The following is a 25,330-nucleotide window of genomic DNA, read 5'->3' as shown; positions in this document are numbered from 1 at the left end:
ATCATCGGCCGTCGCCGGTGGCGAGACCAGCGACAATCCAGTACAATCTGGCGAAACTGTATGGATATGGAAGGTAATACACATTGGGCGGCGAGGCAGAAACGAAGGGACGGGGCGGGACGCGCACCAGCGACGTGATGGGCGCGATCCGCGCCAAGGTCGCGGCCCGCGCGCTCGGTGCCGGCGACCGCCTGCCGTCGATCCGCAGCCTTGCCGCGACAATGGGTGTTTCGCCGTCCACCGTCGTCGAAGCCTGTGATCGGCTGGCCGCCGACGGCCTGATCCGCGCCCGTCGCGGCTCGGGCTTCTATGTCTCACCGGCTGTCACCCCGCCGCTGGCGTTGACCGAGGTCGAGCCCCGCCGCGACCGGGCCGTGGACCCGTTCTGGGTGTCACGGCAATCGCTCGACACGGACGATGCCGTGCCAAAACCCGGCTGCGGCTGGCTGCCACCGGAATGGATGCCGGAAGCGGCGTTGCGCCGCGCCACCCGCGCGCTTGCCCGCACCGATGCGGGCGTTTTGACCAATTACGGCAGCACGAGCGGCTCCCCTGCCCTGCGCCGACTACTGCTCACGCGCCTCGCCGAAGACGCGATCGAGGCCTCGATCAACCAGTTGATGTTGACCGGTTCGGGCACGCAGGCAACCGACCTGATCTGCCGCTTCCTGCTCCGTCCCGGCGACACCGTGCTGGTCGACGATCCCTGCTACTTCAATTTTCGCGCGCTGCTGCGGGCGCATCAGGCGAAGATCGTCAGCGTGCCCTTTACGCCGTCGGGCCCCGATGTCGCGCGCTTCGAGCAGATCCTCGCGGCTGAGCGGCCGCGGCTCTACATCACCAATTCAGCGCTGCACAATCCGACCGGCGCGACGATCTCGCTCCAGACCGCGCACCGGCTTCTGACTGCGGCCGCGACGCACGACCTCACCATCATCGAGGACGACATTTTCGGCGACTTCGAGCCGGAGCGCTCGCCGCGCCTTGCCGCGCTCGACGGATTGAACCGCGTGATCCGCATCGGCAGCTTCTCCAAGACGCTGTCGGCCTCGGTGCGCTGCGGTTACATCGCAGGGCGGGCGGATTGGATCGAGCACCTCGTCGACCTCCAGGTCGCGACCAGTTTTGGCGGCCCGAGCCCGGTGGCAACCGAAATCATCGCCAAGGTCCTGGCCGGCGGCAGCTATCGCAAGCACATGGACGAGCTCCGGCAGAAGCTCACGCGGACGCGCCGCGACGTTGCGCGAAAACTTCAGGCGCTGGGCATCGAGCCCTGGCTGATGCCTCGCGGCGGCTTCTTCCTCTGGTGCCGGCTCGCGGGTGGGCAGGATGCCACCGCCGTCGCGCGCGCCGCGCTCGAGGAGGATGTGGTGCTCGCGCCGGGCAACGTCTTCAGCGTGTCGCAAACGGCATCGGACTTCCTGCGCTTCAACGTGGCGCATATGAGCGATCCGCGGATGTGGGACGTGCTGCGGCGGGCGCTGAAAGCCAAATGATCAGCGCCTAGTACAACGGCTCCTCATAGACCGGCTCGCCGTCGAGCAGCAGGCGCTTGATGGCGGCGCGGCCTGAGGGGAGTACAGCGGCGACGACCCGGAGTTTCTGCTGGTTGCGGGCCTGCTCGAGCTTCCTGCCCTCGCCTTCGGGCACGAAATAGCTTTCGAGACCGTATTTGATCGCCAGCTTGTCGCAAAAGGTGCGACCGGTCGAACCGCAGGAATAGCTGACGCGGCCACGGATCAGGATTTCGGGAGCCGTGACCGTGACCGGTTCGGCCGACACTGACACAGCCTCGTACAGCCCATTGGCATTCGGCGCGAGCTTGACGAACACGACGGGCTTGCGCTCGGCCGCCGGCTGACCGGCAAGCGTGCCCGCCGGCAGTTGCGAGATGTCGTAGCGGAGCACGACATAGTCGCCGCGCAGGAGATCGCGGGGATCGACCGGCTGCGTCTGCAACGTCACCTCACGGCCTTCGCGCAGGATCTGCATGCGATCGGCGACCATCAGCACCAGCAGCGTGCATTGAACCAGGACGGTGACACCGAACAGCACGGCTTTCGGGATGCGTTGCCAGAGTTTTGTCACGGACGCGGTCAGCTCCATCATCGCTGGGCCCTCGGCAGCGCGCGATTGAGCGCGGTGGCAAATACGACGGCAACAACACCGGCCGCGGCAAGGAAGGCCGAGCGGCGCAGCAGCGAGCCCTTCACCGCCCAGGTGATGCCCGCGATGACGCCGGCGATCCCGAGCCAGCCGGCGACGATCCGCGGACGCACATCATCGAGCACACCGGAGACGACGAGGCATAGCATGGCGCAAAGCAGCGCGGCATAGGCGAACCAGGGCTCGCCGGCCGTGGATGCCGGCCAGATCGGCGCGGCGAGCAGGACCAGCCCGATCGAACATGCTGCAAGGATTTCACCTGCACGCCTGGTGATGCCGGCGGACGCAAGCGCGAGGATCACGCCCGCGGCCCCGCACAGGATCGCCCAAAGCGGCTGGGCCGGCACCGTGCTGTTCCGGAAGCGGATGATGTCATCGACCGTTGTCACCTCGAGGCAAGCAACGGCCGCCAGCGAAAACGCTCCGTAGATCGACAGGACAGTCCCGAGACGCCGCGCCCGCGGCAACGGCGCAGCGGCGATCGCGAGCCCGGCGCCGAACAGCAAGGCGGCGCCGTTCGCGAGCACGAACGACGGCTGGGCACCGTCGAGCTCGAAGCGGAGCGACGTCGCGATCCACCACGGAAGCAGCGCGACCGCGACGAGATGGGCCGCCACGCGGGAATTCCATGCAAGCGCGAGCGCGGCAGCGATCAACCAGACCGCCACGAACGGAAGATGCAGGACGTCAGGCGCATCATGGCTGCGCATACAGGTCCAGATGCAGGCGGCGACGAGGGCGACCGCGAGCGCGCCGCGCGATCCGGTCAGCAGTGCGGCGGCAAATGCTCCGATCGACCACAGCAGCATGCCGCCGGCGAAGTCCTCGCCGAGATGATACATCTGGCCGACCAGCGCGATGCCCGCGCCAAAGATGATCGCCCCGATGCTCGCGCAGAGATCGGCGAGAACCGTGCGGCCCGTCGTGGCGAACCACGCTCCGAGGCCGCCGGCGACGACCATGCCGGCGACCAGGATCGCGAACCGCAGTAGCCGCGCGATCTCCGTCCAGTGCGCCGCGACGAAGGCGAGGAAGGCGGCTGCGATCAAGAGGCCGCCGACGATGGCAACGACGACGGCGATGTTGATGCCGGGCGAGAGCGGCGGCAGCGCGCTGCGGATGGAGGTGGCCGCCGCCGGCGCGATCACGCCATCGGCTTCCCATTGCGCAAGATCAGCCTCGAGGCGCTGTCGGTAGGTTTTGTCGAACATCGTCGTGAAACACCTCGCTCCCTGCCGGCTGGCGGGATGCTGTTGGTCGGGCCGCGACGGTATCAGGTTCAACCTGTGACCGCTCTGGTTGCGGGGGCACCGGGCGCGTGCCCCCACGCGACGGCGGCTTCGCGTTCACGGTCGAACCGAGTAAGTAACCGGCCGTCATGATGATGACCCGCCATGCAGAAACTGACGAACTCGAGGCAGGACGAGATCGACCGCACTCAGTTCGGCCTCATGGGTCAAGCCGTCAAGGATCACGAGCTGTACTTTGGTCGACTGCAATGCAGTCCCGATGGTCTGCGCGTTCCCGAGCGCGGCCGGGTTTTCCCGGCCAACGATCCAAAGTGTCGGGCAAAGAAGACGCCCTGGATCGATATCTTCCCAATCCAGCATCGCCGCGAGCCAAGCCACCTCAGGGCCGGCGCGACCACTTTGAAGATAAGCCCGCTCGGGGGGCGTCAACGCTTCGACATCGAGACTGCCTTCCTCTTGAGCCTTGAGGATTGGCGCCCATCGATCGCGGACGCCGGTAATGGTGGTGCGAAATTCACCGACGGCGCCTGAGCCAAACGGTATGCCCACCATGACGAACCGAAGCACGCGCTGGGATCGAGCGGCAAGATAACGCCCTACGTTCGCTCCGTAGGAATATCCCCAGAGCATAAGCCGTTCGATACAAGCGTGATCGACGACCGCGAGAATATCGTCGCAGTGCCGATCAACGGAGTAGGCGATTGGATCCCGCGGCCTTTCGCTATCGCCGTGACCGCGAATGTCTATGGCCAGTACGGTGAAGTTGGACTGGAGCTCGCTGACGTAGCCGGCCGCGTGCCAGACCTGACGCGACTGCATGCCGCCGTGGAGGAGCACGATCGCGGGTCCGGAACCGGCGCGTTCATAGGCAATGCGGCTGCCGTCGCTGGTCGTTGCGAAGAGACTTGTCATATGTCGATGGCTTTCTGAAAGAATTGACGCGAAAGCGGCGCGCGGATTCATTCCGCGGGCGCGATCGTTGAGGGGACGTCGATGGTGCTAGAGATTCCGCGCCGCCGGCCTGCGACCGATCGGAAGGCGACCACGGGTCGCTGTCAGCCGCAGATGGCAGAGGGTGCGCCAGGCGGGCGTGCCATAGCTTGCGAGGAGATCGCGCCGGGTTTCCTCCCACAGCGGTGATTCAGGATCGAGCCCCAGCATGCGCACGAAATTCTCGTCGCCCACGACGACCTGCCAGGCGTACGGAAACAGAAAGCGGGTCGCGCCATGCTTGCAGAAGGCACGAGCTTCGGCGTAGCTCGCAAACCAGTTGTTCAGCAGAAGCTGGCAACGGAAATCGTACCACAGCCCGCCCATATCATCCGTTGGCTTGGCCTGCCCGCCAAGCACATGACGTGCATGTTCCCAATCCTGGAAACCGAGCTCCGTGCAGACTATATTGAGAGCGTGGTTCAACTTCCATTTCGCGGGCCACGCCCAGCGCCGCCGCCTCGATATCCAGCGTGCATAGAAGATCACGTCCGGCGATTCATTGGTCAGATCGTTCAAGCGTAGCCGCGCGCGAATTTTGATTTCACGCAGCAATTCATCGCACGTACTTGGGAATTCGAGCGTTGCAGCACCCGACGAGAATACGGTGTTCATGACAACCCCAATGAGGCGTCCGACACTCCCGCTATTGCCGAACAAAGGGCTCGTCATCGTTAGCCTTCCCGGATGCCGATCGAAGGATCGTATCGCCGGAAGAAAACGGACAACCTCTCGAAGGGTGAGAGCCTCTTGTGCGGGAAGGCGCCCCTTCGGCACCTGCGCGAGGTTATAAGGTCGTCTTCAAAAGGACGCAAGCTGGTCGGAACGGCGGGCCGTGACGACTTTGAACCTTCCGTCCCCACGTATCAGCGGTCTAACGCAAAGGGATTCGCATGCCTCCAACTCACGCACTGACATCCATCCTTCCCTGCAACGACCTCGCCGCCTCGGAGAAATTCTACGCCCGGCTCGGTTTTACGCGCGCGGACGGCGACAAGCCGGCGGACGGTGAGGACAGCTATCGCATCCTCTCCGATGGAAAGGGTGGCCATCTCCATCTCACCGATGCCGTCGAAGGCTGGCTGATCAGAGGCCGCAACCCGTTCGGCCTCTATCTCTACACCGAGGCCGTCGACGAACTCGCGCGAGAGTTTTCGGGCGAGTTGGCCAACGGACAGGGGCCGGAGGATACGCCGTGGGGAATGTACGAGTTTGCGCTGTCGGACCCGGACGAGACCCTGGTCAGGATCGGCTGGCCGTCACGGCTGCGTCAGAACAAGCAAGCTTGAGCGGCGGAGAGGAAGGCCTAGGACGTGGACTCATTGGCGCCGAGCCATAGCCCGATTGAAGCGAGTTGGACGAAGGCGAGATAGTTGGCGGCAAGCTTGTCATAACGCGTCGCCACACGACGGCATTGCTTGATCCTGTTGAAGAAGCGCTCAGTGCTGATGCACGCGGACAATCGACGTGTCGCAGACGCTCTTCTTACGTGGAGTAGCAAGCACCCAGCGTGTCGATGATGCGGCCCCAGAGACCAGCCCGCCACCAACGGATGATTCTCCTCTTCTGCGCCCGGATTTATTCCGACTTCGTCGTTGCCCTCTTTACAGTGCTGTCGCGAAGCGATCGGTGGCGCGCACCAGTTGATCGAGGATACCGGGCTCCGACCAAGCATGACCTGCACCCTCGACCAGATGGAATGCGGCATCAGGCCAAGCCCTGTGCAGCGCGTACGCATATCGGGCTGGACAGGGCATGTCGTAGCGGCCGTGAACAATGGCTCCCGGGATACCGCGGAGGCGGTGAGCGTTGCGCAGAAGTTGCCCATCCTCCAGCCAGCAATCGTGAACGAAATAGTGGTTCTCCAATCGCGCAAACGCGAGCGCAAATCGGTCGTGGCCAAACGATGTCGAGAATGCTGGATTAGGCAGCAGCGTGATCGTTTCGCCCTCCCAAATAGCCCAAGCCTTGGCTGCCTCGAGCTGGGTGGCTCGATCGTCGCTCGTCAGCCGGCTGCGATACGCCGCAATCATGTCGCCTCGCTCGCTCAGGGGTATCGGTGCCTGGAACTTTTCCCACTTCTCCGGAAAGATCTCTGAGACGCCGAACTGATAGTACCATTGCAGCTCCGCCTTGGTGACGGTGTAGACGCCACGGAGAACAAGCTCGCTGACGCGGTCGGGATGCGTTTCTGCATAAGCTAACGCGAGAGTCGATCCCCACGAGCCACCGAACACGAGCCATTTGTCGACGCCTGCAAGTTCACGCAAGCGCTCGATGTCCGATACCAAATGCCAAGTCGTATTCGCTTCGAGCCCCGCATGCGGGGTTGATTGCCCACATCCTCGCTGATCGAAGAGCATGACATCATATCGATTGGGATCAAACAGACGCCTATGTTCAGGGGACAAACCTCCGCCCGGTCCGCCGTGCAGGAAGACCGCCGGCTTCGCGCCCGGCGTCCCCACCCGTTCGTAATAAACCCGGTGACCTTCTCCAACGTCGAGGGTGCCAGCGCTATAGGGCTCGATGGGTGGGTACATGGACCTCAACTGACTCATACGACCTCCGTTTGGCACCACGAGGTTCGATTAGCACGCCGCGATCATGGTGGTTTCGGTTATAGGAGCAAAGCGGACGAAGCCACCAGTCACATGTCGCACCGGGTCTATGGGTACGCGGCCTAGTTCGCCTTGATGCCGGCCTCGCTGATGAGCTTGCCCCATTTCGTGCTCTCGCTCTGAATGAAGCGGCCGAACTGCTCCGGTGAGGTCGGGGCGGGCTCTGCGCCGAGGGTCCGGATCTTCTCGGCCACCACCGGATCTTTCAGGGCTTTTGTGAAAGCCTCGTTCAACCTGGCGACGACGTCCGCAGGCGTGCCCGAGGGAGCAACGAGCCCGAACCAGCCCACGGATTCGAAGCCCGCAATACCGCTCTCGGCCAGGGTCGGCACATCGGGCAAGGATGGGAGGCGGCGCGCCGAGGAAACGCCGACGGCGTTGAGCTTGCCTTCGAGAATCAGTTGCCTCGATGCGGGGATATCCAGCACCGCGAAGGGGACATGTCCCGCAAGGACATCAACCGCCGCCGGCGCCGTCCCGCGATACGGAACGAGCTCCATGCTGATCCCCGCCTTCTGCGTGAACAGCGCTGCCGTCAGATGCATCGCGGTCGAATTGCCGCCATGCCCGATCGACAGTGCGCCTGGCTTTGCCTTGGCGAGCGCGATCGTCTCCGTCGCGTTGTGCGCAGGCACGCTTGCGGACGCGACCAGCACGAAGGGAATTTCGGCCAGCAGCGTGATCGGCGCGAGATCCTTTGGGTCGAACGGCATCGACGAATTGAGGTGCGGGTTCACCGTCAGCGCGCCCGCCGGCGCAACGCCGAGCGTGTAGCCGTCGGGCTTGGCCTGGGCGACCGCGGCCATGCCGATATTGCCCCCAGCGCCTGCGCGGTTCTCGATCACCAGGCTCTGCTTGAGCTCGGCAGTTACCAAGGGCTCGAGCGCACGGATGACGGTGTCGGCGCTGCCACCGGGAGGGAAGGTCACGATGATCTTGATCAATTGCTCCGGATAGGCCGCCTCGACCGCCTCCAGCGGCAACACGGCGAAAGTCGCGGCCGTCAGCGTGACCAGAATGCGGCGCCTTGCAACGTGAAACAATTTCTCCTCCCCCCATTACGTATTCTTGTTTGTAGGCACGACCAGGCTGCCGTGCGGTTGGCAGGCAGCCTGCTATTCAATCACGCCGCAGCACCAGTGATGCGCGCAAGCAGGCCTTGCGGATCTTCAGGCGCGGCCTGCCCGCGCCAGGCGATGTGCTGGTCGGGCCGCGCCAGGACGAGCTTCTCGGCAAAGGCCCCGTTCGCCTCATCCGGCGCGATGTCGACCAGCGCGAGCGGCATGCCGCGCTGTTCTGCGGCAGAGAGCAGCCGCGCCACATCGATCGCCGGGTCAAGCCGAAGCAAGGTGTAGCCCGCTCCGAAAGCATCGTAGAGCGATCGTCCGTCGCGCAGGAAAACATGCGGCGCGCGGGCGCCCGGCACGGTGGAGGGCGTAAAGCTTCCCATCGCATAGGCCGGCGGGGTTTCGCCGTCATAGGCGATGATCGGCGAGGCATCGTAGTAGTAGCCGAAGTTGAGGCCTGCGCAGCAATATTGCTGCACGTTGAGATCGTAGGCCGCTCTCGCAAGCGAAGCGCGCGCCGCGTGGCCGCGCGGCGTGTCGTCCTCGATCTCCGCCGACACGCCGCCGCGCTGCGCCATCATCTTCATTGCATGGTCCATGGCAAAGCGCGACACCTGGTCGGTAATGGGCTGACGCTCCGCCTCATAGGCATCGAGGATCGAAGCCGGTGCCCAGCCGTTCAGATGCGCCGCCAATTGCCAGCAGAGGTCGACGGCATCAGCAATGCCCGCATTCATGCCGTAGCCCGCATAGGGCATCCACAGATGCGCGGCGTCGCCACAGATGAAGACCCTGCGGTCGCGGAAGCGATCGGCCACCAGCCGGCGCCCGACCCAGTCCTCCTTGCTGAGGATTTTGTACTCGAACCGCGCGTCGACGCCGAGAATGGCGCGGATCGACCAGTCGCGATCGACCGAGTCGAATTCAGGCTCGTCGGACCTCAGATGATTGTGAATCAGCCAGCGGTCGTGGCCGTCGATGGCGACGGTGGTGCCGGAACGGCGCGGGTTGAGCGAGAGCACCATCCAGGCCGGCTTGTGCGCGCCCATCAACTCCCTCAGTTGCGGCGCCTCGATGAAGGTCGATTGCACGCGCTGGATCACCGGCGTGCCGGACAGGCTGGCGCCGATCGATTTGCGAACGAGCGAACGGCTGCCGTCGCAGCCGACCACGAAGTCGGCTTCGATGCGGAGCGCGTTTCCACTGTCGAGATCGCGACCGAGCGCGACCACACGATCGCCGTCCTGCTCGATATCGGTGATTTCCGTGCGCGCCAAAATGGTGATGCGCGGCTGAGCGGCGGCGTGGCTGAACAAGATCGGCTCGAGATAGACCTGGTTGATCCGGTGCGGCGGCTCCGGCGTCGGCCACCAGGTGTCGGGGCCGCCGGTGGCGCTGTAGCGGCGCGCGCGCGAGGGAATGTCGATGCGGCAGAGCTCGATGCCGGTCGCGGTGGTCCGGTAGGAGCAGTCGTTCGGGAAGTCCGCGGGCAGGCCCGCGTCGCGCAGCTTTGCGGCGACGCCCAGCCTGCGGAAGATTTCCATCGAGCGCGCCGAGACGTGATTGCATTTGACGCTGGGCGGATCGCCGGCGTGGCGGATCTCCGCGACAACGACGTCGATCCCGCGCGAAGCCAGATCCATGGCCGCGGTCAGTCCCACGGGCCCGGCGCCCACGACCAGCACCTGTGTCCTCATGCTCGTCTCCATCCCCTTGCACCACCACGGATTCGTTGCCCGCGCAGCATGCATTTTATTGCAGGCTCTCTTATGCGATAAGTCGGAAAGAACTCATCAATTCATGAGCTTTTCCGATGAATGTCACCTTGCGACAATTGCGGACCTTCACCGGCGTGTATCGCACGCGCAGCATCACGCGGGCCGCCCGCGAGCTCGGCATCACGCAATCGGCGGCGAGCCTCCTGATCCAGCAGCTCGAAGTGCAGCTCGGCGTCAAGCTGTTCGACCGCTCCACGCGTTCGGTGCAGCCGACGCTGGCCGCCGACGAGGCCTTTCACGCCGCCGAGCGCATGTTGAGCGATGCGCTGGGCCTGTCACGGCGCATGCATGACCTCGCGCAGGCGCGCGCCGGTCGCGTCGCGTTCGTCGCGTCGGCGGGCGCCGCTTCGGCACTGCTGCCGCAGGTTCTCGCGAAATTCCGCGCAGGCCATCCCGAGATCGACATCGACATGCGCGACGTCGCCGCCGACGACCTCGTTCCGCGCCTGATCGCAACCGATGCCGAGTTCGCGATCGGCAGCGTCGAGGGTGAGTTCGCGGAGATGACGATCGAGACGCTGACCCGCGGACGGCTGAGCGCGATCGGCCGTCGCAACGCCGACTTCGCCGCGCGGCGCGCGCTGACATGGGACGAGCTGGCGCAGCTTCCGACTATCGCGATGCGCCGCGAGACGCGAATCCGCATGCAGATCGACCAGGCCCTCGGTGCGCAAGGCAGGCACCTTTCTCCGACCTATGAGGTCACGCTGATCAACACCGCGCTCGCCATGACCGCCCAGGGCCTCGGCCTCGCCATCCTCCCCGCTACGATGCTGCCGGCCGATCAATTCCCGACGCTGATCGCGAGACCACTGATACGCCCGGCGATCACCCGCCCAGTGTCGCTGCTGCAGCGTCAGGGACGGACGCTGTCGCCGGCGGCGCAGGCGTTTGTGGCGACGGCTCGGATGGTGCTGGCGGGGCCGTGATCGAGGCAGCGTCTGGAGAGACCGCCCTGTGGTTCACAGCTACTCCGCGAGATTATGCTGCTGCCAGCGCAACAGATAGGCCTGCAATCGCCAGATCAACGCGGACAGCGCGACGCCCACTAGCATCAGCACGACGACGGCAACCATCATTCCCGATGCCTCCGCGCGCGCCTCGGATTCGATGATCAGACGGCCGATCCCGCGTTCCGCGCCGATGAATTCGCCGACGATCACGCCGATCAGGGCGAAGGAGATCGCGGGCGTCAGCGAGGCGAAGACCCAGGCCATGGTCGAGGGGATGACCACCGTGCGGGTGATCTGCCACTCGCTGGCGCCGAGCAGCCGCGCCGCGTTGACAAAGCCCTCATCGATCGAGCGCGCCCCTTCGAACGTATTGAAGAACACCAGGAAGACGACCACGATCCACGACGTCACGATCTTCGAGGTATCGCCGATGCCGAAGGCCAGCACGATGATCGGCGCCAGCGCGATGCGAGGGATCGAATTCACCGCCGTGATGAACGGCTGGAAGATCGCGCTGAGCCGGTCCGAGCGGCCCAGCACGAGGCCCGCCGCAAAGCCGCTGCTGACGCCTGTCACGAAGCCGAAGAACGTGTTCTTCAAGGTGACGGCGGTCGCGATCCAGAGATTGTTCTCGGATCGCGCCATGCAGCGGGCGAATTCGCCATTGAACCAGCCGTTGAACACGCCGAGCTTCGACTTGAGGCAGCTCAGGATCAGGAAGTGCTCGAAGATGTCGGACGGCTTGGACACGAAATAGGGGTCGAGCAGATCCGGCACCAGCCAGGGAAGGCGGCCGTGCAGATCGTACCCCCACTGCCAGATCGACAGGAAGCCGACGCAGATCAACATCTGCCAGGCCAGGGTCCTGCCGGGGCGGCGCGCTCGTCTCATGGCTTGCGGCCCTTGATGAACTCCTCGCCGAGCGAGTGCCAGATCAGCTGAAACAGTTCGGCATAACGCGGCGTCTCCCGGATCTTCACGGCGTTGCGCGGGCGGGCGAAATCCACCTCGAAACTCTCCTTGATCCGGCCGGGCCGCGCGGAAAACAGAATGATGCGGTCTGCCAGCGTCAGGGCCTCGCCGAGATCATGGGTCACGAACAGCACGGTCTGCTTTTCCCGTTCCCAGATGCGCAGCAGCACGTCGTGCATGTCGATCTTGGTGTGGGTGTCGAGCGCGCCGAACGGCTCGTCCATCAGCAGAACCTGCGGCTCGACGACCAGCGTTCGCATCAAGGCGGCGCGCTGGCGCATGCCGCCCGACAAGGCCGACGGATAAGCGCTGCCAAAATCCTGCAGCCCGGCCTGCCTCAGGCATGCATCGATGCGCTCCTTGCGCTCCGCGATCGGAACGCCGGCCAATTGCAGGCCGTAACCGATGTTGTCGGCGACGGTGCGCCAGGGAAACAGGGTGTCGCGCTGGAATACATAGCCGACATTGGGCGTCGCCTGTCCGGGGACGACGGGCGTACCATCAATCAGGATCTGACCGCTGGTCGGCTTGACCAGGGTTGCGATCATGTTGAGGACGGTGCTCTTGCCCGAGCCGGATGGTCCCAGCAGAGCGACGAATTCGCCGCGTCGGACATTGAAGGAGACGTCGCGCACGGCCTCGATCGCCGTACCCGCCAGCTGGAAAGTCTTGCACAAACCGCGCACGTCGATGCGCCGCGTGTCAGGCGGCGCATCGACGTGCGGCGTGTGTAAAGCCTGGATCGTCAAGCCGGATAGGCCTTGCGTGCCGCTTCGATGAAGCTGGTGTTAACGACGTCGGCCATCGCGAGCGGCTTGATGCCGGTCATCTCGCGGAACCAGACCTTCTGGCCGCGCGCGAAGCTGGCGGCATCGATGATGCCTTCGTAATCGGTGACCTTCTTCATGACGCCGCTGTCGAAAATATTCGCATCGCGCGACGTGCTTCCGACGTAAGGCTCGATCATATCGTAGATCTCTTCGGGAGAGTGCCCCTTGATCCACAAGGTGGCGCGCCACAGCGCCGTGACGAACGCCTGCATCTTCGCCGGGTCCTTGTCGATGTTCGCCTGCAGCGTGAAATGAGACGTCACCGGGACCTTGCCGCCGATGTACTTGGTCCAGACCGCCTCGTCCGTTCCATCGAACAACAGCGCACCCCAGCCCTGCTCCACCGAATCCTTCAGGATCGATGGCGAGTTGATGAGAACATCGACCTGTTTCGTCTTCAACGTGCCCATCATGGTGTCGACATTGCCGGTGCCGATCCAGGTCACCTTGTCGTCCAGCCCCATGGTTTCCATGTAGTATGAGGCCCAGACGTGGTTGGTGCCGCCCAGCGACGACACCGAAACGATCGGCTTTCGTCCATCGGGCCGCTTCCACTTCGCCAGCGCCTCCAGGGTGGTGATGCCCTGGTCGAACAGATCCTTGCGGATGATGAAGATCGCGGCGTTGCTTCTTGTATCCACCGGCATCAGGACCCGCGCGCTGCGGCCGTGATTGCTGAGCTGCATCGGGTGGGTGATGTCGCCGATACCGATATCCCCCTGGGACGAAGCGATGATCTCGCGCGTTTTCACGCCGCTGCCGCCCTGGATCAGCTTGCAGTCGAGGCCGGCCTCCTTGAAGAACCCGGCCCTGTCGGCGACGAATTGAGACTGATAGACCGGAATGGCCACCGGATAGATCACGCGGCCTGACGGGGTATCCGCCCACGCCCGTCCTGCCGCCATGGACGCACCGGCGCCGGCGACGATCGTCAACGCGGCCCGTCTGGTGACCCGAGTCCTCATCACGCGTGCTCCCTCTCCTTGCCGACCACCTTGTCGAGCGCGTTCAGAACCGCATCGCCCATCTCCTGGGTCGAAAGTCTTTTTGCGCCGGGCTCGGCGATATCGGCCGTTCTTGCGCCGGCAGCCAGCGCCGTATCCACGGCCTTCTCCAGCAGCGTGGCATCATCGGGCCGATTGAGGGTGATGCGCAACATCATCGCCACGCTGAGGATCGAGCCGAGCGGATTGGCGATGCCCTTGCCCGCAATGTCAGGCGCGCTGCCGTGAACCGGTTCATAGAGCGCCTTGCGGCGGCCCAGCCGGTCCGGCGGCCCGAGCGAGACCGACGGCAGCATGCCGAGCGAGCCCGACGCCATCGCGGCGCAATCGGAGAGAATGTCGCCGAAGATGTTGCAGGTCACCATGACGTCGAACTGCGACGGCGCCCGCACGATCTGCATGGCGGCGTTGTCGACATAGAGGTGCGTCAGCTCCACATCGGAAAATTCCGCTTCATGCAGCGCGGTGACCTCCTCGCGCCACAGCACGCTGGTCTCCAGCACGTTGGCCTTGTCGACGGAGCAAACCCGGCCCTTGCGCGTCCGCGCCAGTTCGAACGCGGTTCGCGCCACCCGGCGAATCTGGCTGGTGGTGTATTGCTGGGTGTTGAAACCGCGGCGCTGGCCGTCGGGCAGCGTCTCGATGCCGCGCGGCTCGCCGAAATAGATGCCGCTGGTGAGCTCGCGGATGATGATGAAGTCGACATCCTTCAGCACTGCGGCCTTGAGCGGCGCGGAATCCGCCAGCGCCGGATTGGCGACGATGGGCCGGAGATTGGCATAAAGATCGTACTTGCTGCGCAGCGACAGCAGGCTTCCCGCCTTGCGCGCGGCCGGAGGGACCTCGGTGGTTTCAGGGCCGCCGGTCGCGCCCCAGAGTATGGCGTCGGCCTCCTCCATCGCCTCGACGGTGTCATCGGGCAACACCTTGCCCGTCGCGAGATAGGGGATGAGACCGTATTGCGCTTCGCGCAGCGCCACGGGAATGCTGCGCCTCGCCGAAAACCATTTGAGAATGCGGTGAGACTGGTCGGTCACTTCAGGACCGATGCCTTCACCGCTGACCACGGCGACCTTGATCATGTTCGAGAGCGTGTTCATGCCAATCGTCCTGCCTGATGTCCTGCAAAGTGAATCCACGGCCGCGCGTCGCGGTCGGAGGCCTGGAATGCGCGGATCTCGTGGTCCCGCCGCAACGTCAGCGAAATCTCGTCTAGGCCTTCGAGCAGACCCGCGCGCCGGCGCGGATCGATCTCGAAGACGTGCCGCACGCCCGATGGCGAGGTGACCGTCTGCTCCTGCAAATCGACACTGACACGTCCCGCGCCCTGGCTCGCTTCGATCTCTGCGGCAAGGCAGTCGATGACGGCCTTGTCCAGCACCACAGGCAGGATGCCGTTCTGGAAGCAATTGGCGAAGAAGATGTCGCCGAAGCCGGATCCGATGATGGCGCGGATACCCACTTCCTGCAGCGACCACACCGCGGCCTCCCGCGACGAGCCGCAGCCGAAATTCGGACCCGTGACCAGGATTTCCGCAGCGCGATAAGGCTCGCGATTGAGGATGAACTCCGGATTGTCCGAGCCATCAGGCAAATAGCGGAGCGAACCGAACGCCCATTTTCCGAGACTGCCGCGAACGGAATTTCCGATCATGCGGTTGATGCTGATGATGACGTCCGTATCGACATTGGTGCGCATGATCGGCGCCGCCGTCGCGGTCAGTTTGGTGAAGGCTTGCGGCATCTAGCGCTCCATCGTTCGGACGTCGGCGATGGCGCCGGACACCGCCGCCGCCACGGCCATGGCCGGACTTGCCAGATGGGTGCGGGCACGCGGCCCTTGCCGGCCGATGAAATTCCGGTTCGACGTCGACACCGAACGCTGGCCGGGCGGCACGGTTTCACCGTTGGCGGCAAGGCACATCGAGCAACCGGGCTCGCGCCATTCAAAGCCCGCGTCGATGAAGATCTTGTCGAGCCCCTCGGCCATCGCATCGCGCCTGACGGTCTCCGACCCCGGCACGACCCAGGCCCGCACGCCAGGTGCAACCTTGCGGCCACGCGCGACCTCGGCCGCGGCACGCAGATCGCTGAGGCGGCTGTTGGTGCAGGAGCCGATGAAGACCCAATCCACCGGCGTGCCGGCGATCGGCGCACCGGGCTTCAGGCCCATATAGTCGAGCGCGATCTCGATCGCGCCGCGGCGCGCGGGATCGGCGATGTCGGCGGGATCCGGGACGCGGCCATCGACGCCGAGCACATGTTCTGGGCTGATGCCCCAGGTGATCTGGGGAATGATGGCTCCGACGTCGATTGAGACTTCGCGATCGAACGCGGCATCGCTGTCGCTCCGTAGCGTCCGCCACGCCGCGACGGCCTGCTCCCACATCTCGCCTTGCGGCGCATAGGGACGGCCGCGGATATAATCGAACGTCGTCTCATCCGGCGCGATCAGCCCCATCTTGGCGCCGAGCTCGACCGACAGATTGCAGATGGTGAGCCGCCCTTCGATCGGCATGTCCCTGATCGCGCTGCCGGCATATTCGACGGCGTAACCGGTGCCGCCGGCGGCGCCGACATGGCCGATCAGAGCGAGGATGAGATCCTTCGCCGTCACGCCGAGCGGCAACCGGCCGTCGAACGTCACGCGCATGGTTTTCGGCCGGCGCTGGATGATGGTCTGGGTCGCCAGCACGTGCGTGAGCTCGCTGGAGCCGATGCCGAAGGCGAGCGCGCCGAGCCCGCCATGGGTGCAGGTGTGGCTATCGCCGCAGACGATCAGGCAGCCGGGCAGGCTGAGACCGAGCTCCGGCCCGATGACATGGACGATGCCCTGTCCGGGCTGGTCGAGGTCGAACAGCCGGATGTTGCTTGCCGATGTCTCGGTCCGCAACGCCGCCAGCAGCTCCCACCCGGTCTTGATCGTGCCGGCACGCCCGGACGCCGTCGAAATCGCATGATCGGGCGTCGCGAAGGTCAGCTCGGGATTGTGGACCGGAATGTTGCGGCTTTTGAGGTCGATCAGGCCGCGGGAGCCGCCGAGGTCATGCAGCAGATGGCGATCCACATGAAGCAGATCGGTATCATCGCTGACATGGGCGATGACATGCTGGTCCCAGATTTTGGCCAGCAGCGTGCGACCTCGCGTGTCCACGATCCGTCCTCCCCTGTTCGGCATCTGATGTGCCGTGTTGCCGCCGATCATGCCGACCGGCAGCGACCTTGGAAAGCAGGATAGAAGTCCGTCGCGGAAATGTGCAGTGACGGTTGAGCAGGGAGCCATCGCGGCCGGCGATGGCTGGCCTCTGGCACGAGCGAAGTCAGCTTCTGCCGCGCACGACCGTCAGCCGGTCCGAGACGCCGCTCGTGGTGAGACGCGCATCGTCATGGGTCCGCAAATGCTCCACCAGCAGCTTCGTCACCGAAGGCAACGACTTGTAATCGCGTACGCCGATGACCAGGTCGCGGCGCGCCCAGGACTCATCGAGCGGGACGGTGACGAGACTGTCGACGCCGTAGCGGTCGCGCACGATCTCCAGCGGCACGATGCCGACACCCATCCGGGCATCGACGACACGGAACAGCGCATCGAAACTGCTGACGCGGATGCGCACCTTGAGGTGCTGCCCGAGCGCCGCGGCGGCCCTGACACACAGCGTCTCGATCGAGCTGCCCTTCTCCAGGCTGACGAAGTCGAAATCGACCAGCTCGCGGAAGCGAACGCTGTTGCGCCCCGCCAGCGGGTGATCGCGCGTAACCAGCGCGACCAGGCTGTCGCTGCGATAGGACAGCAGCTCCAGATCCTGTCCGTCGATGTTGCCGCCGAAAATGCCGATGTCGGCCCGGTTCTCCACCACCGCGCGCACGATCGCGGGGCTGAGATCCTCCTCGATGTCGATGTGGACCAGCGGATGCCGCTCCAGGAACAGGCTGAGCTCGTCTGCCAAGGCTTCGAGGATCGCGGACTTGTTGGCGCAGATCCGGATCAGCCCGCGCTTGCCCTGCCGGTATCCCGTCAGCTCGCTCTCGAGCTTGCTGAGGTTGCCGAGGATGATGCGGGCGTGCTCGAGCAGGGCGAAGCCGGCAGGTGTCGGCTCGATCCCCTTGGAATGACGATGCAGCAGCTCGACCTGGAACAGGTCCTCGATATCCGAGACGCGGCGGCTGACCGCGGACGCCGCGATGTTCTTCTTCTCCGCCGCCTTCGCGATACTCTGCTCCTCGACGATCGCCACGAAGAGCTGCAGCGTGAGGAGATCGATTTTGGCCGTCATCCGGAAGATCCTCGGGCGGGGTCTTAGACGGGGGCCATTGTGGAGAAGCTTGGCGGCCGGTCGCAAGTGCGGTGTCAGAATCCCCTAGGACGACACCAGAGGCTGCGATGCAGAGAGGCTGTTTTCTTTTGGCGGGGCTTTCTCAAAGCCGTTTTATTATGGCGGAGAGGGAGGGATTCGAACCCCCGATAGGCTTGCACCTATGCCGCATTTCGAGTGCGGTGCATTCAACCACTCTGCCACCTCTCCTGAAGGCGCCATGGTAGGAGCAGGGCCCCTGTGGTTGGGGGCGTTAATAGGCGAGGATGGCGGGCCAGACAAGGCGCGAAAGGGGAAAATCCGCTGCCTCTTTCAGCCCCTGCCCTGGAGCCGTCTCCGTCCCTGTGAATCGGAACGGGGCTCCAGATTCTTGTTTTGACCCGTTTTCTCGATGCGAACCGGTGTCCGCTTCGCTCGAAAACGCTCTCACCGCCGGGAGGAACTGCCGTGGAGCATCTCACGATCAAGGCCAATGGCGCCGATTTCCACCTGGTCCGCGCCGGACAGGGCAAACCGCTGCTTTTGCTGCATGGCTGGCCGGAATTCTGGCTGACCTGGGAGCCGGTGATATCCAGGCTTTCGGACCGTTTCATGCTGATCGCGCCCGATCTGCGCGGCTTCGGCGACAGCGACAAGCCGGATGGGCCATTTGGGCCGGACGGCCATGCGGCGGACATGCTGGCGCTGATGGACGGGCTCGGCATCGAGCGATTCGCCGTGGTCGGGCATGATGTCGGCGGCGCCGTGATGCAGCCTTTGGCCCGGCAGGCGCCGGAGCGGCTCGCGGGGCTGTTTTTCTTCGACTTCGTCTATTCCGGGATCGGACCGCGCATGGCGGCGCCCGATAGGCTCAACCACATCTGGTATCAATCTTTCCACCAGATGGAGATGGCGCCCGCGCTCGTCGGCGCGAGCCGGGACAGCTGCCGGCTCTACATCGGTCACTTCCTCAAGGGCTGGGCGCATCGGAAGCACGCCTTCGACGATGTTCTCGACGCCTTCGCCGACAACTACCTCAAAGACGGCAACCTCGCCGGCGGCTTTGCGCATTATCGCGCCTCGCATGCCGGGCGGGTCGCGATGATGAAGGGCGAAGCGCTACCGCTTCCGCCGATCAACGTGCCGACCTGCGTGCGCTGGGCCGAGCACGACCCGCTGTTTCCCTATGCCTGGACCGATCGTCTCGGCGAGACGTTTGGCGATCTCGATCTCGCGATGTTTCCTGATGTCGGCCACTTCCCGCATCGGGAAGACCCGGATCGCGCGGCCGCGGAGATCGCGGCGTTCTTTCAGCGGATCGGCTGGAGCTGAAGACAGGGGTGGGACCGCCAGACGCGGTAAACACTGGCGGTCCCGTGCCGCTCATTGAAATACTGGCTGGGAAGGGCGGCTTCGCCGGCCAGAGTGAGGCGACGATTCGACCCTAGCGAGTGTCCTGTGCGCCGCAACGCAATCCGGTCCTTAACCTAACCAGTCAAGGTTACTCTGGAGCCGCTTCCGTTCCGATGAAACCGAAACGGGGCTCCAGATTCTTGTTTTTGCGCGTTTTCTTGACGCGAACCGGCGTCCACTTCGCTTGAAAACGCTAGCTAGTCCGCCTTGCCCTTTTTCTTGCCGTTCTCGGTCGAATCCCGGTCTTTTCCGTTGCCGTTGTCCTTGCGGCGGTTGGTGAAGCGGGCGTTGCCGAGCCCGGTGCCGATGGTGAGCACGCCCCAGCGATCGACGTCCTGCATGAACGGCACCTCGGAGAGGCCCTGAACCACACCGTCATTGTGCATCAGGATCGCGGTGTCGTGCTCGCCGATGACCGGGATGCCCTCGATCAGGCTCGCCGGCAGGTTGAACTTGCTGCTCTCCCAATTGCCCGGCAGGTTCTGCGCGCCCTTCTCGATCGAGCCATCCTCCTTGATCACGCCGGGACAGGCGATGCCGATGAACGGCGCGAGCTTGAAGCCGTCTTTCCCGGCCTCGGTGATCAGCCCCTTCAGCATCTTGGTGAGCCGCTTCACCGCGCCTTCGCGGGTCGGCTCGTCATCGGCGTGACGCCACAGCTCGGACTTCACGACCTTGGCCTTGGAGAGGTCCTTGGCCTTCTTCCAGCCGGTCTCCACCAGGCCGCAGCGGATGTTGGTGCCGCCGATGTCGACGGCGAGGATGCTGTCATGGGCCTCGAAAATCCATGACGGCGCCAGATGCAGCGCGCCTATCAGGCCTGCTTCATCGGGATGGGCGCGGATCGGAACCATGTCGATCTTGAAATCCTCGGCCTTGAGGATGATCTCGGTGCGCGCGATCGCAAGCTCGCCGAGCCGTGAATCGCGGAAGCCGCCGCCGACGACGATGCGCTCGGTCTTGGCCCAGGCCTTGCTCTTGAGGAAGCGACGGGTGACGTAGGCGAGTTCCTGGGCAAAGTCCTCGATGGCGCTGTGCACCACGGCCCAAGCCTCGGTGTCATCGCCGATCAGGATGGCGTCCAGCGTCTTCTTGCTGATCTCATCCGATGGCTCCTTGCCGAACGGGTCCTCGCCGGACTTGCGCAGGGGCTTGCGCCAGCGCTCGAGGATTTCGCGGAATGCGCCCTTGCTGGCGCGGTCGCCGAGGAAACCGTCCTCGTCCTTCATCTCGATGTTGAAGCTGTCGATGTCCACCGACGGCAGCCGTGCCGCGCCGTGAGTGGCGATGCCCGTCGTCTTGACCAGTTCGTCCGTTGCCATGAAAGCCCTGCCCGGTTACCTGTTCCGGCCGGGACAACGGCGCGGGAACCCGGAAGTTGCAAACCGGCTGCAGATTCGCGGGAGGGCCGGGACGGATGCCAAATCCTCCAAATCCGGGCCATTTCCGGTGGTTTTCCTTGACTTGCGGCGTCCGGCGGCTATAAGTCCCGCAACCGGCGCGGGGCGTTTCTCGCGCTGTTTGTTTTTGCGTGGGTTTTCAAAGGGATAACTCCCGCCCGCACAAAACGCGAATAAACCCATAGCGACTGACAAAAAGCCGGCCCGGACGATTCTCGTCGCGAGGCCGGGATTTGAACACGGAGAAAAAACGATGTTCGCAGTCATCAAAACCGGCGGCAAGCAATACCGCGTCGTGCCGGATGATGTTCTCGAAGTAGGCAAGATCGAAGGCGAAGTCGGCTCGATCATACAGCTGAATGAAGTCCTGGTGGTCGGCGGCGACACGCCGGTCCTGGGCGTTCCGACGGTGGCCGGCGCCTCCGTTGCGGTCGAGGTGCTCGACCACAAGCGCGGGCCGAAGGTCATCGCGTTCAAGAAGCGCCGCCGCAAGAATTCGCGCCGCAAGCGCGGCTATCGCGACGAGATCACGGTGCTGCGCATCTCCGAGATCCTGACGGACGGCGCCAAGCCCACCAAGGGCCCGCGTCCGAAGAAGGAAAAGGTCGCCAAGGAAGCGACCACCGACGAGGCCGCCGCATAATTTGATCACGCGCAATCACGAATTGATGCGTGAGAAATTGTGAAATGATTCCGTCAAGGAATTGATCTAGAAATACGCAGGATTTTGGAGACGAGCCATGGCTCATAAAAAAGCAGGCGGTTCATCGCGCAACGGTCGCGATTCGAAGGGCAAGCGCCTCGGCATCAAGGCGTTCGGCGGCGAAGTCGTGATTCCCGGCAACATCATTGCGCGTCAGCGCGGCACCACCTGGCATCCCGGCCTTAATGTCGGCATGGGCACGGACCACACTCTGTTCGCCAAGATCGAGGGTCGCGTCACGTTCCAAGCCAAAGCCAACGGCCGCACATTCGTATCGGTACTCCCGATCGCCGAGGCGGCTGAATAGACGGTGGACCAAATTTGGAGTCCGCCGGGTCCTTGACCGAACCGGCGGAGTCCACAAGACGGCTCCAGGGGAGGCAGGGAAACCGGCCTCCCCTTTCGTTTGACTTGCTCACTTTTCACTTAGTGACTTTGACGGAGCCGGACATGTTGCAGGATTTCTCGAGCGTGACCTTGCGGGAGGCGAGACCTAGCGTCGTCGCCACCGAGCGGCTGACGTTGCGGCGCCCGACCCTGGCCGACGTCAGGACCATCGCCCACCTCGCCAACGACCGCCGTGTCGCGGAAAACACCCGCCGCCTTCCACACCCCTATTCGCAGGACGACGCCGTCGAATTCGTCCGCGCCACCGCCGCGCTCGGCAGCGAGACCGTGTTCCTGATCGAGCACGACACCGGGCCGGTCGGCATGGTCGGCATCGACCGCTCCACGCCCGACAATGCCGAGCTCGGCTACTGGCTCGGCGTCGAGCATTGGGGCCGGGGCTTTGCCACCGAGGCCGCGCGCGGCGCGATCGACTTCTTCTTCGAGGAGTTCGAGGACGATCATCTCTATGCGGGTGCGCGCGTCACCAATCCGGCCTCGCGCAACGTGCTGGAGAAGTGCGGCTTCCAGTGGAGCGGCGTCCAGCTGCATCGCTTCCTCGCGCTGGGCTCGTCCACGCCGGTCGATTGCTTCCGCCTGTCGCGCGGCGTGTGGTCGTCGCTGAAGAACTGGAGCAGTGCGCGACGGATGAGGTAGGGCGCGCGGCCACATACACTGCTGTCGTCCCGGGGCGCGACGAAGTCGCGAGCCCGGGACCCATAATCCCGGGGAGAAGTGTGGGGCGAAGCTCCCACTCCGAGTTATCGCAAAACGGCGTCCTGTGGGTATGGGTCCCGGGCTCGCGCTACGCGCGCCCCGGGACGACGGTGTGGCTGCACCTACGCCGGCGGATTGACCTCGTTGCTCGGGCGGCCGAGATCGCGTTCGCGCAAGTAAATGTAGAACCCGGCGCCGATGATGATGGCGGCGCCGATGATGGTGGCAATCGACGGCACGTCGCCGAACACGACGAAGCCGAAGATCACGGCCCAGACGATCATCGAATATTGATAGGGCACCACGACGCTGGCCGGTGCCAGCTTGAGCGAGCGGTTGACGCAGAACAGCGCCGTCACCGAGACGCAACCCGCCAGTGCGAAGATCGCGAGGCTGCCCGGTGTCGGCGGCACCCAGTGGAATGCCGACAGCACGGCACCCAGCGAGAACGTGCCGATGAATTGCGACGACGCCATCACGATGTCGGGCGTCTTGCGCAGGCTGCGCGTGATCAGCATCAGCGTCGCAAACGACAGGCTGCCGCCGAGCGCGATCAGCGCCGGCAGGCTGACCGTCTGCGCCGACGGCCGCAACGCGATCAGCACGCCGCAGAAACCGATCAGGATCGCCGTCCAGCGCCGCCAGCCGACCTTCTCGCCCAGAAAGATCGCCGACATCGCGGTGACGAAGATGGGGCCGGCGAGATAATAGGTGATGACGTCGGCGAGCGGCAGATAGACCGTCGCGAGGAAGAAGGCGGCCACTTCCAGCGTCGACAGCACGACGCGAAACAGCTGCAGGCGCGGCCGCTCCAGATGCAGGAACTGGTGACGCTGCCGCCAGACCAGCGGCGACAGCAGCAGCAGCGCCGCGCAGGCGCGCAGGAACAAGAGCTGCCCCACCGAATAGGTCCCGACCAGGAACTTGCCCATGGCGTCGCCGAACGAGAACATGAAGATCGACAGCACCATCAGCGCAATGCCGGCAAGGCGTGCGGAGCGGTCGTCATAGGCGGAGAGATTCTTGAAGAAGGGCATTGGCGCCGTTTTAATCACGTGGGCGCGCCGGACAAGCCCGCATCTGCCGATTGAACGGATTGTCGCACTCTTCGCGGCACGATAGCGATAGGCGCCTCCCCAACCAGAGAGCATGGACATGACCGACTTCGACCCGACCCGGCATCGCATGATCCCCGCGCAACGCTGGTTTGAGGATTTCGTGGTCGGCGAGCGCTTCGTGCTGCCGAGCCGCACCCAGACCTCGGCGCTGTTCGCCGCCTTCCAGACCGCGAGCGGCGACACCCATCCCGTGCATTACGACGTGGAATATTGCCGCAGCCGCGGCATGCCGCATCTGCTCGCCCACGGCTTCCAGACCTTGATCCACACGGCGCCCGGCGCCGGCCTGTTTCCGTTCATGGTCGAGGACTCCCTGGTCGGCTTCCTCGAGCAATCGAGCCGGTTCCTCAAACCGGTGTTCGCCGACGACACCATCTATCCCGCGCTCGAGGTCACGGAGCTGGTGCCGGGTCGCACGACCGGCGCGGTGACGCTCAAAAGCACCGTGTTCAACCAGCGCAAGGAGCTGGTGCTGGAGGGGATGCAGAAATTCCTGATCCGGAGACGGCCTGCAGGTTAAGCACGGGGCCAAATTCGCGGAAATTCGGCCGATTCAGGGATAAGTCCGGGTTGCCGCGCGGGACCGCCTGCCCTACCTATGGCCCATGAAATTCCTCGACGAAGCAAAGGTCTATATCCGCTCCGGTGACGGCGGGAACGGCTGCGTGGCGTTCCGCCGCGAGAAGTTCATCGAATTCGGCGGTCCTTCCGGCGGTAATGGCGGCCGCGGCGGCAACGTGGTCATCGAGGTCGCCGACGGCCTCAACACGCTGATCGACTACCGCTACCAGCAGCATTTCAAGGCCCAGAAGGGCGAGAACGGTTCGGGCTCGGATCGCCATGGCGCCAACGGCAAGGCGATCGTGCTGAAGGTCCCCGTGGGCACGCAGATCTTCGACGAGGATCGCGAGACCCTGATCCACGACTTCACCAATGTCGGCGAAAAATTCGTCCTGGCCGAGGGCGGCAATGGCGGCTTCGGCAACGCGCATTTCAAATCGTCGACCAACCGCGCGCCACGCAATGCCAATCCCGGCCAGCCCGGCGAGGAGCGCTGGATCTGGCTACGGTTGAAACTGATCGCCGATGCCGGCCTGGTCGGCCTGCCCAATGCCGGCAAGTCGTCCTTCCTCTCCAAGGTCAGCGCGGCCAAGCCGAAGATCGCCGACTATCCCTTCACCACCCTGCATCCGCAGCTCGGCGTCGTGAACGCCGACGGCCGCGAATTCGTGCTGGCGGACATTCCCGGTCTGATCGAAGGCGCGCATGAAGGCGCCGGCCTCGGCGACCGCTTCCTCGGCCATGTCGAGCGCTGCCGCGTGCTGCTGCATCTCGTCGATGCGACCTGCGAGCACGCCGGCAAGGCCTACAAGACGGTGCGCAACGAGCTCAACGCCTATGGCGGCCTGCTCACCGACAAGATCGAGATCGTCGCGCTGAACAAGATCGACGCGGTCGAGCCGGACGAGTTGAAGAAGCAGAAGGACCGCTTGAAGCGCGCCGCCAAGAAGACACCGCTGCTGCTCTCCGGCATCACCGGCAACGGCGTCAAGGAAGCGTTGCGCGCGCTTGTCGAAGTGATCGGCGAGGCCCCGGTATCGGCCAAGGCGAAGAGCGCGGCCGAAGCGGAGCCGTGGTCGGCCTGATCTCTCTCCCCACGGTCGTCCCC

25 protein-coding genes, 1 tRNA gene and 1 pseudogene are annotated in these 25,330 nt (G+C 64.4%); 9 read left to right on the top strand and 18 right to left on the bottom strand.

The window, feature by feature from the left end; genetic code table 11:
* Positions 1–137: 137 nt before the first annotated feature.
* Positions 138–1,496: a PLP-dependent aminotransferase family protein gene (locus AB7008_RS02360; protein WP_441261176.1), complete on the top strand. Its 1,359-nt coding sequence runs from the start codon at positions 138–140 to the stop codon at positions 1,494–1,496.
* 7 nt (positions 1,497–1,503) lie between these two features.
* Here AB7008_RS02360 and AB7008_RS02355 read toward each other — a convergent pair whose 3' ends face one another.
* The 4 genes from AB7008_RS02355 to AB7008_RS02340 form a co-directional block, all read right to left on the bottom strand.
* Positions 1,504–2,109 (bottom strand): GDYXXLXY domain-containing protein, encoded by a 606-nt coding sequence (locus tag AB7008_RS02355; protein ID WP_028158512.1) that lies wholly within the window; start codon positions 2,107–2,109, stop codon positions 1,504–1,506.
* Positions 2,106–3,377, bottom strand: a complete 1,272-nt coding sequence (locus AB7008_RS02350) for a DUF2157 domain-containing protein (protein WP_441258366.1) — start codon at positions 3,375–3,377, stop codon at positions 2,106–2,108. Before AB7008_RS02350 ends, AB7008_RS02355 begins: the two co-directional genes overlap by 4 nt.
* A 165-nt stretch (positions 3,378–3,542) precedes the next feature.
* Positions 3,543–4,379 carry an alpha/beta fold hydrolase gene (locus tag AB7008_RS02345; protein ID WP_441258365.1) on the bottom strand — a complete coding sequence of 279 codons (837 nt, stop codon included), beginning with the start codon at positions 4,377–4,379 and terminating at the stop codon, positions 3,543–3,545.
* Between the two features lie 36 nt (positions 4,380–4,415).
* Positions 4,416–5,021, bottom strand: coding sequence for a hypothetical protein (locus AB7008_RS02340; RefSeq protein ID WP_441258364.1), 606 nt, complete (start codon positions 5,019–5,021; stop codon positions 4,416–4,418).
* Positions 5,022–5,299: 278 nt separating this feature from the next.
* Here AB7008_RS02340 and AB7008_RS02335 point away from each other — a divergent pair, with 278 nt between their 5' ends.
* The gene (locus AB7008_RS02335) at positions 5,300–5,695 is read left to right on the top strand and encodes a VOC family protein (RefSeq protein WP_014490564.1); all 396 of its coding nucleotides are present in this window, start codon (positions 5,300–5,302) and stop codon (positions 5,693–5,695) included.
* Between the two features lie 17 nt (positions 5,696–5,712).
* Here the strand turns inward: AB7008_RS02335 and AB7008_RS02330 are convergent.
* From AB7008_RS02330 to AB7008_RS02315, 4 genes and pseudogenes are all read right to left on the bottom strand, one after another.
* A pseudogene (locus tag AB7008_RS02330) lies at positions 5,713–5,847 on the bottom strand (IS5/IS1182 family transposase); the annotation flags it as partial.
* 163 nt (positions 5,848–6,010) lie between these two features.
* Positions 6,011–6,967, bottom strand: coding sequence for a prolyl aminopeptidase (gene pip / locus AB7008_RS02325; protein ID WP_441258363.1), 957 nt, complete (start codon positions 6,965–6,967; stop codon positions 6,011–6,013).
* A 122-nt stretch (positions 6,968–7,089) separates the two neighbouring features.
* Positions 7,090–8,070, bottom strand: coding sequence for a Bug family tripartite tricarboxylate transporter substrate binding protein (locus AB7008_RS02320; RefSeq protein WP_441258362.1), 981 nt, complete (start codon positions 8,068–8,070; stop codon positions 7,090–7,092).
* A gap of 80 nt (positions 8,071–8,150) precedes the next feature.
* Positions 8,151–9,791 (bottom strand): FAD-dependent oxidoreductase, encoded by a 1,641-nt coding sequence (locus AB7008_RS02315; protein WP_441258361.1) that lies wholly within the window; start codon positions 9,789–9,791, stop codon positions 8,151–8,153.
* A 116-nt stretch (positions 9,792–9,907) separates the two neighbouring features.
* Between AB7008_RS02315 and AB7008_RS02310 the strand changes: the two genes are divergently transcribed.
* Positions 9,908–10,801: a LysR family transcriptional regulator gene (locus AB7008_RS02310; RefSeq protein WP_441258360.1), complete on the top strand. Its 894-nt coding sequence runs from the start codon at positions 9,908–9,910 to the stop codon at positions 10,799–10,801.
* A 39-nt stretch (positions 10,802–10,840) separates the two neighbouring features.
* On the opposite strand, the gene AB7008_RS02305 is transcribed toward AB7008_RS02310, so the two are convergent.
* From AB7008_RS02305 to AB7008_RS02270, 8 genes are all read right to left on the bottom strand, one after another.
* Positions 10,841–11,716 carry an ABC transporter permease gene (locus tag AB7008_RS02305; protein ID WP_028158517.1) on the bottom strand — a complete coding sequence of 292 codons (876 nt, stop codon included), beginning with the start codon at positions 11,714–11,716 and terminating at the stop codon, positions 10,841–10,843.
* Positions 11,713–12,546, bottom strand: a complete 834-nt coding sequence (locus AB7008_RS02300) for an ABC transporter ATP-binding protein (RefSeq protein ID WP_441258359.1) — start codon at positions 12,544–12,546, stop codon at positions 11,713–11,715. Before AB7008_RS02300 ends, AB7008_RS02305 begins: the two co-directional genes overlap by 4 nt.
* Entirely contained in the window at positions 12,543–13,592 is a 1,050-nt protein-coding gene (locus tag AB7008_RS02295) for an ABC transporter substrate-binding protein (RefSeq protein ID WP_028158519.1), read from the bottom strand. Before AB7008_RS02295 ends, AB7008_RS02300 begins: the two co-directional genes overlap by 4 nt.
* Positions 13,592–14,731: a 3-isopropylmalate dehydrogenase gene (gene leuB, locus AB7008_RS02290; RefSeq protein WP_304492354.1), complete on the bottom strand. Its 1,140-nt coding sequence runs from the start codon at positions 14,729–14,731 to the stop codon at positions 13,592–13,594. Before leuB ends, AB7008_RS02295 begins: the two co-directional genes overlap by 1 nt.
* A complete protein-coding gene (leuD, locus tag AB7008_RS02285; RefSeq protein WP_304492353.1) occupies positions 14,728–15,375 on the bottom strand; it encodes a 3-isopropylmalate dehydratase small subunit in 648 nt (215 codons plus the stop codon). The genes leuB and leuD overlap by 4 nt, the downstream gene beginning before the upstream one ends.
* Entirely contained in the window at positions 15,376–16,809 is a 1,434-nt protein-coding gene (gene leuC / locus AB7008_RS02280; protein ID WP_439711330.1) for a 3-isopropylmalate dehydratase large subunit, read from the bottom strand. It abuts the gene before it with no gap.
* A gap of 142 nt (positions 16,810–16,951) precedes the next feature.
* The gene (locus AB7008_RS02275) at positions 16,952–17,905 is read right to left on the bottom strand and encodes a LysR family transcriptional regulator (RefSeq protein WP_247306859.1); all 954 of its coding nucleotides are present in this window, start codon (positions 17,903–17,905) and stop codon (positions 16,952–16,954) included.
* 159 nt (positions 17,906–18,064) lie between these two features.
* A tRNA-Ser gene (locus AB7008_RS02270) sits at positions 18,065–18,154 on the bottom strand.
* Positions 18,155–18,391: 237 nt separating this feature from the next.
* Between AB7008_RS02270 and AB7008_RS02265 the strand changes: the two genes are divergently transcribed.
* Positions 18,392–19,255 carry an alpha/beta fold hydrolase gene (locus AB7008_RS02265; RefSeq protein WP_304492352.1) on the top strand — a complete coding sequence of 288 codons (864 nt, stop codon included), beginning with the start codon at positions 18,392–18,394 and terminating at the stop codon, positions 19,253–19,255.
* Positions 19,256–19,533: 278 nt separating this feature from the next.
* Here AB7008_RS02265 and AB7008_RS02260 read toward each other — a convergent pair whose 3' ends face one another.
* A complete protein-coding gene (locus AB7008_RS02260; RefSeq protein WP_441258358.1) occupies positions 19,534–20,658 on the bottom strand; it encodes an ROK family protein in 1,125 nt (374 codons plus the stop codon).
* 331 nt (positions 20,659–20,989) lie between these two features.
* On the opposite strand from AB7008_RS02260, the gene rplU reads away from it, so the two are divergent.
* From rplU to AB7008_RS02245, 3 genes are all read left to right on the top strand, one after another.
* Positions 20,990–21,379, top strand: a complete 390-nt coding sequence (gene rplU, locus AB7008_RS02255) for a 50S ribosomal protein L21 (RefSeq protein ID WP_014490581.1) — start codon at positions 20,990–20,992, stop codon at positions 21,377–21,379.
* Between the two features lie 97 nt (positions 21,380–21,476).
* The gene (gene rpmA, locus AB7008_RS02250; RefSeq protein WP_011083253.1) at positions 21,477–21,746 is read left to right on the top strand and encodes a 50S ribosomal protein L27; all 270 of its coding nucleotides are present in this window, start codon (positions 21,477–21,479) and stop codon (positions 21,744–21,746) included.
* 143 nt (positions 21,747–21,889) lie between these two features.
* Positions 21,890–22,483, top strand: coding sequence for a GNAT family N-acetyltransferase (locus AB7008_RS02245; RefSeq protein ID WP_041960618.1), 594 nt, complete (start codon positions 21,890–21,892; stop codon positions 22,481–22,483).
* A gap of 182 nt (positions 22,484–22,665) precedes the next feature.
* On the opposite strand, the gene AB7008_RS02240 is transcribed toward AB7008_RS02245, so the two are convergent.
* On the bottom strand, positions 22,666–23,580 hold the full coding sequence (locus tag AB7008_RS02240) for a DMT family transporter (protein ID WP_041960617.1): 915 nt from the start codon (positions 23,578–23,580) through the stop codon (positions 22,666–22,668).
* 118 nt (positions 23,581–23,698) lie between these two features.
* On the opposite strand from AB7008_RS02240, the gene AB7008_RS02235 reads away from it, so the two are divergent.
* Positions 23,699–24,181, top strand: a complete 483-nt coding sequence (locus AB7008_RS02235) for a MaoC family dehydratase (protein ID WP_304492350.1) — start codon at positions 23,699–23,701, stop codon at positions 24,179–24,181.
* An 85-nt stretch (positions 24,182–24,266) separates the two neighbouring features.
* A complete protein-coding gene (gene obgE / locus AB7008_RS02230) occupies positions 24,267–25,307 on the top strand; it encodes a GTPase ObgE (RefSeq protein ID WP_441258357.1) in 1,041 nt (346 codons plus the stop codon).
* Positions 25,308–25,330 lie beyond the last annotated feature (23 nt).

Source organism: Bradyrhizobium sp. 521_C7_N1_3 (genome assembly GCF_052075975.1).
GTDB lineage: Bacteria > Pseudomonadota > Alphaproteobacteria > Rhizobiales > Xanthobacteraceae > Bradyrhizobium > Bradyrhizobium japonicum.
This window is presented reverse-complemented; position numbering and strand designations above follow the sequence as displayed.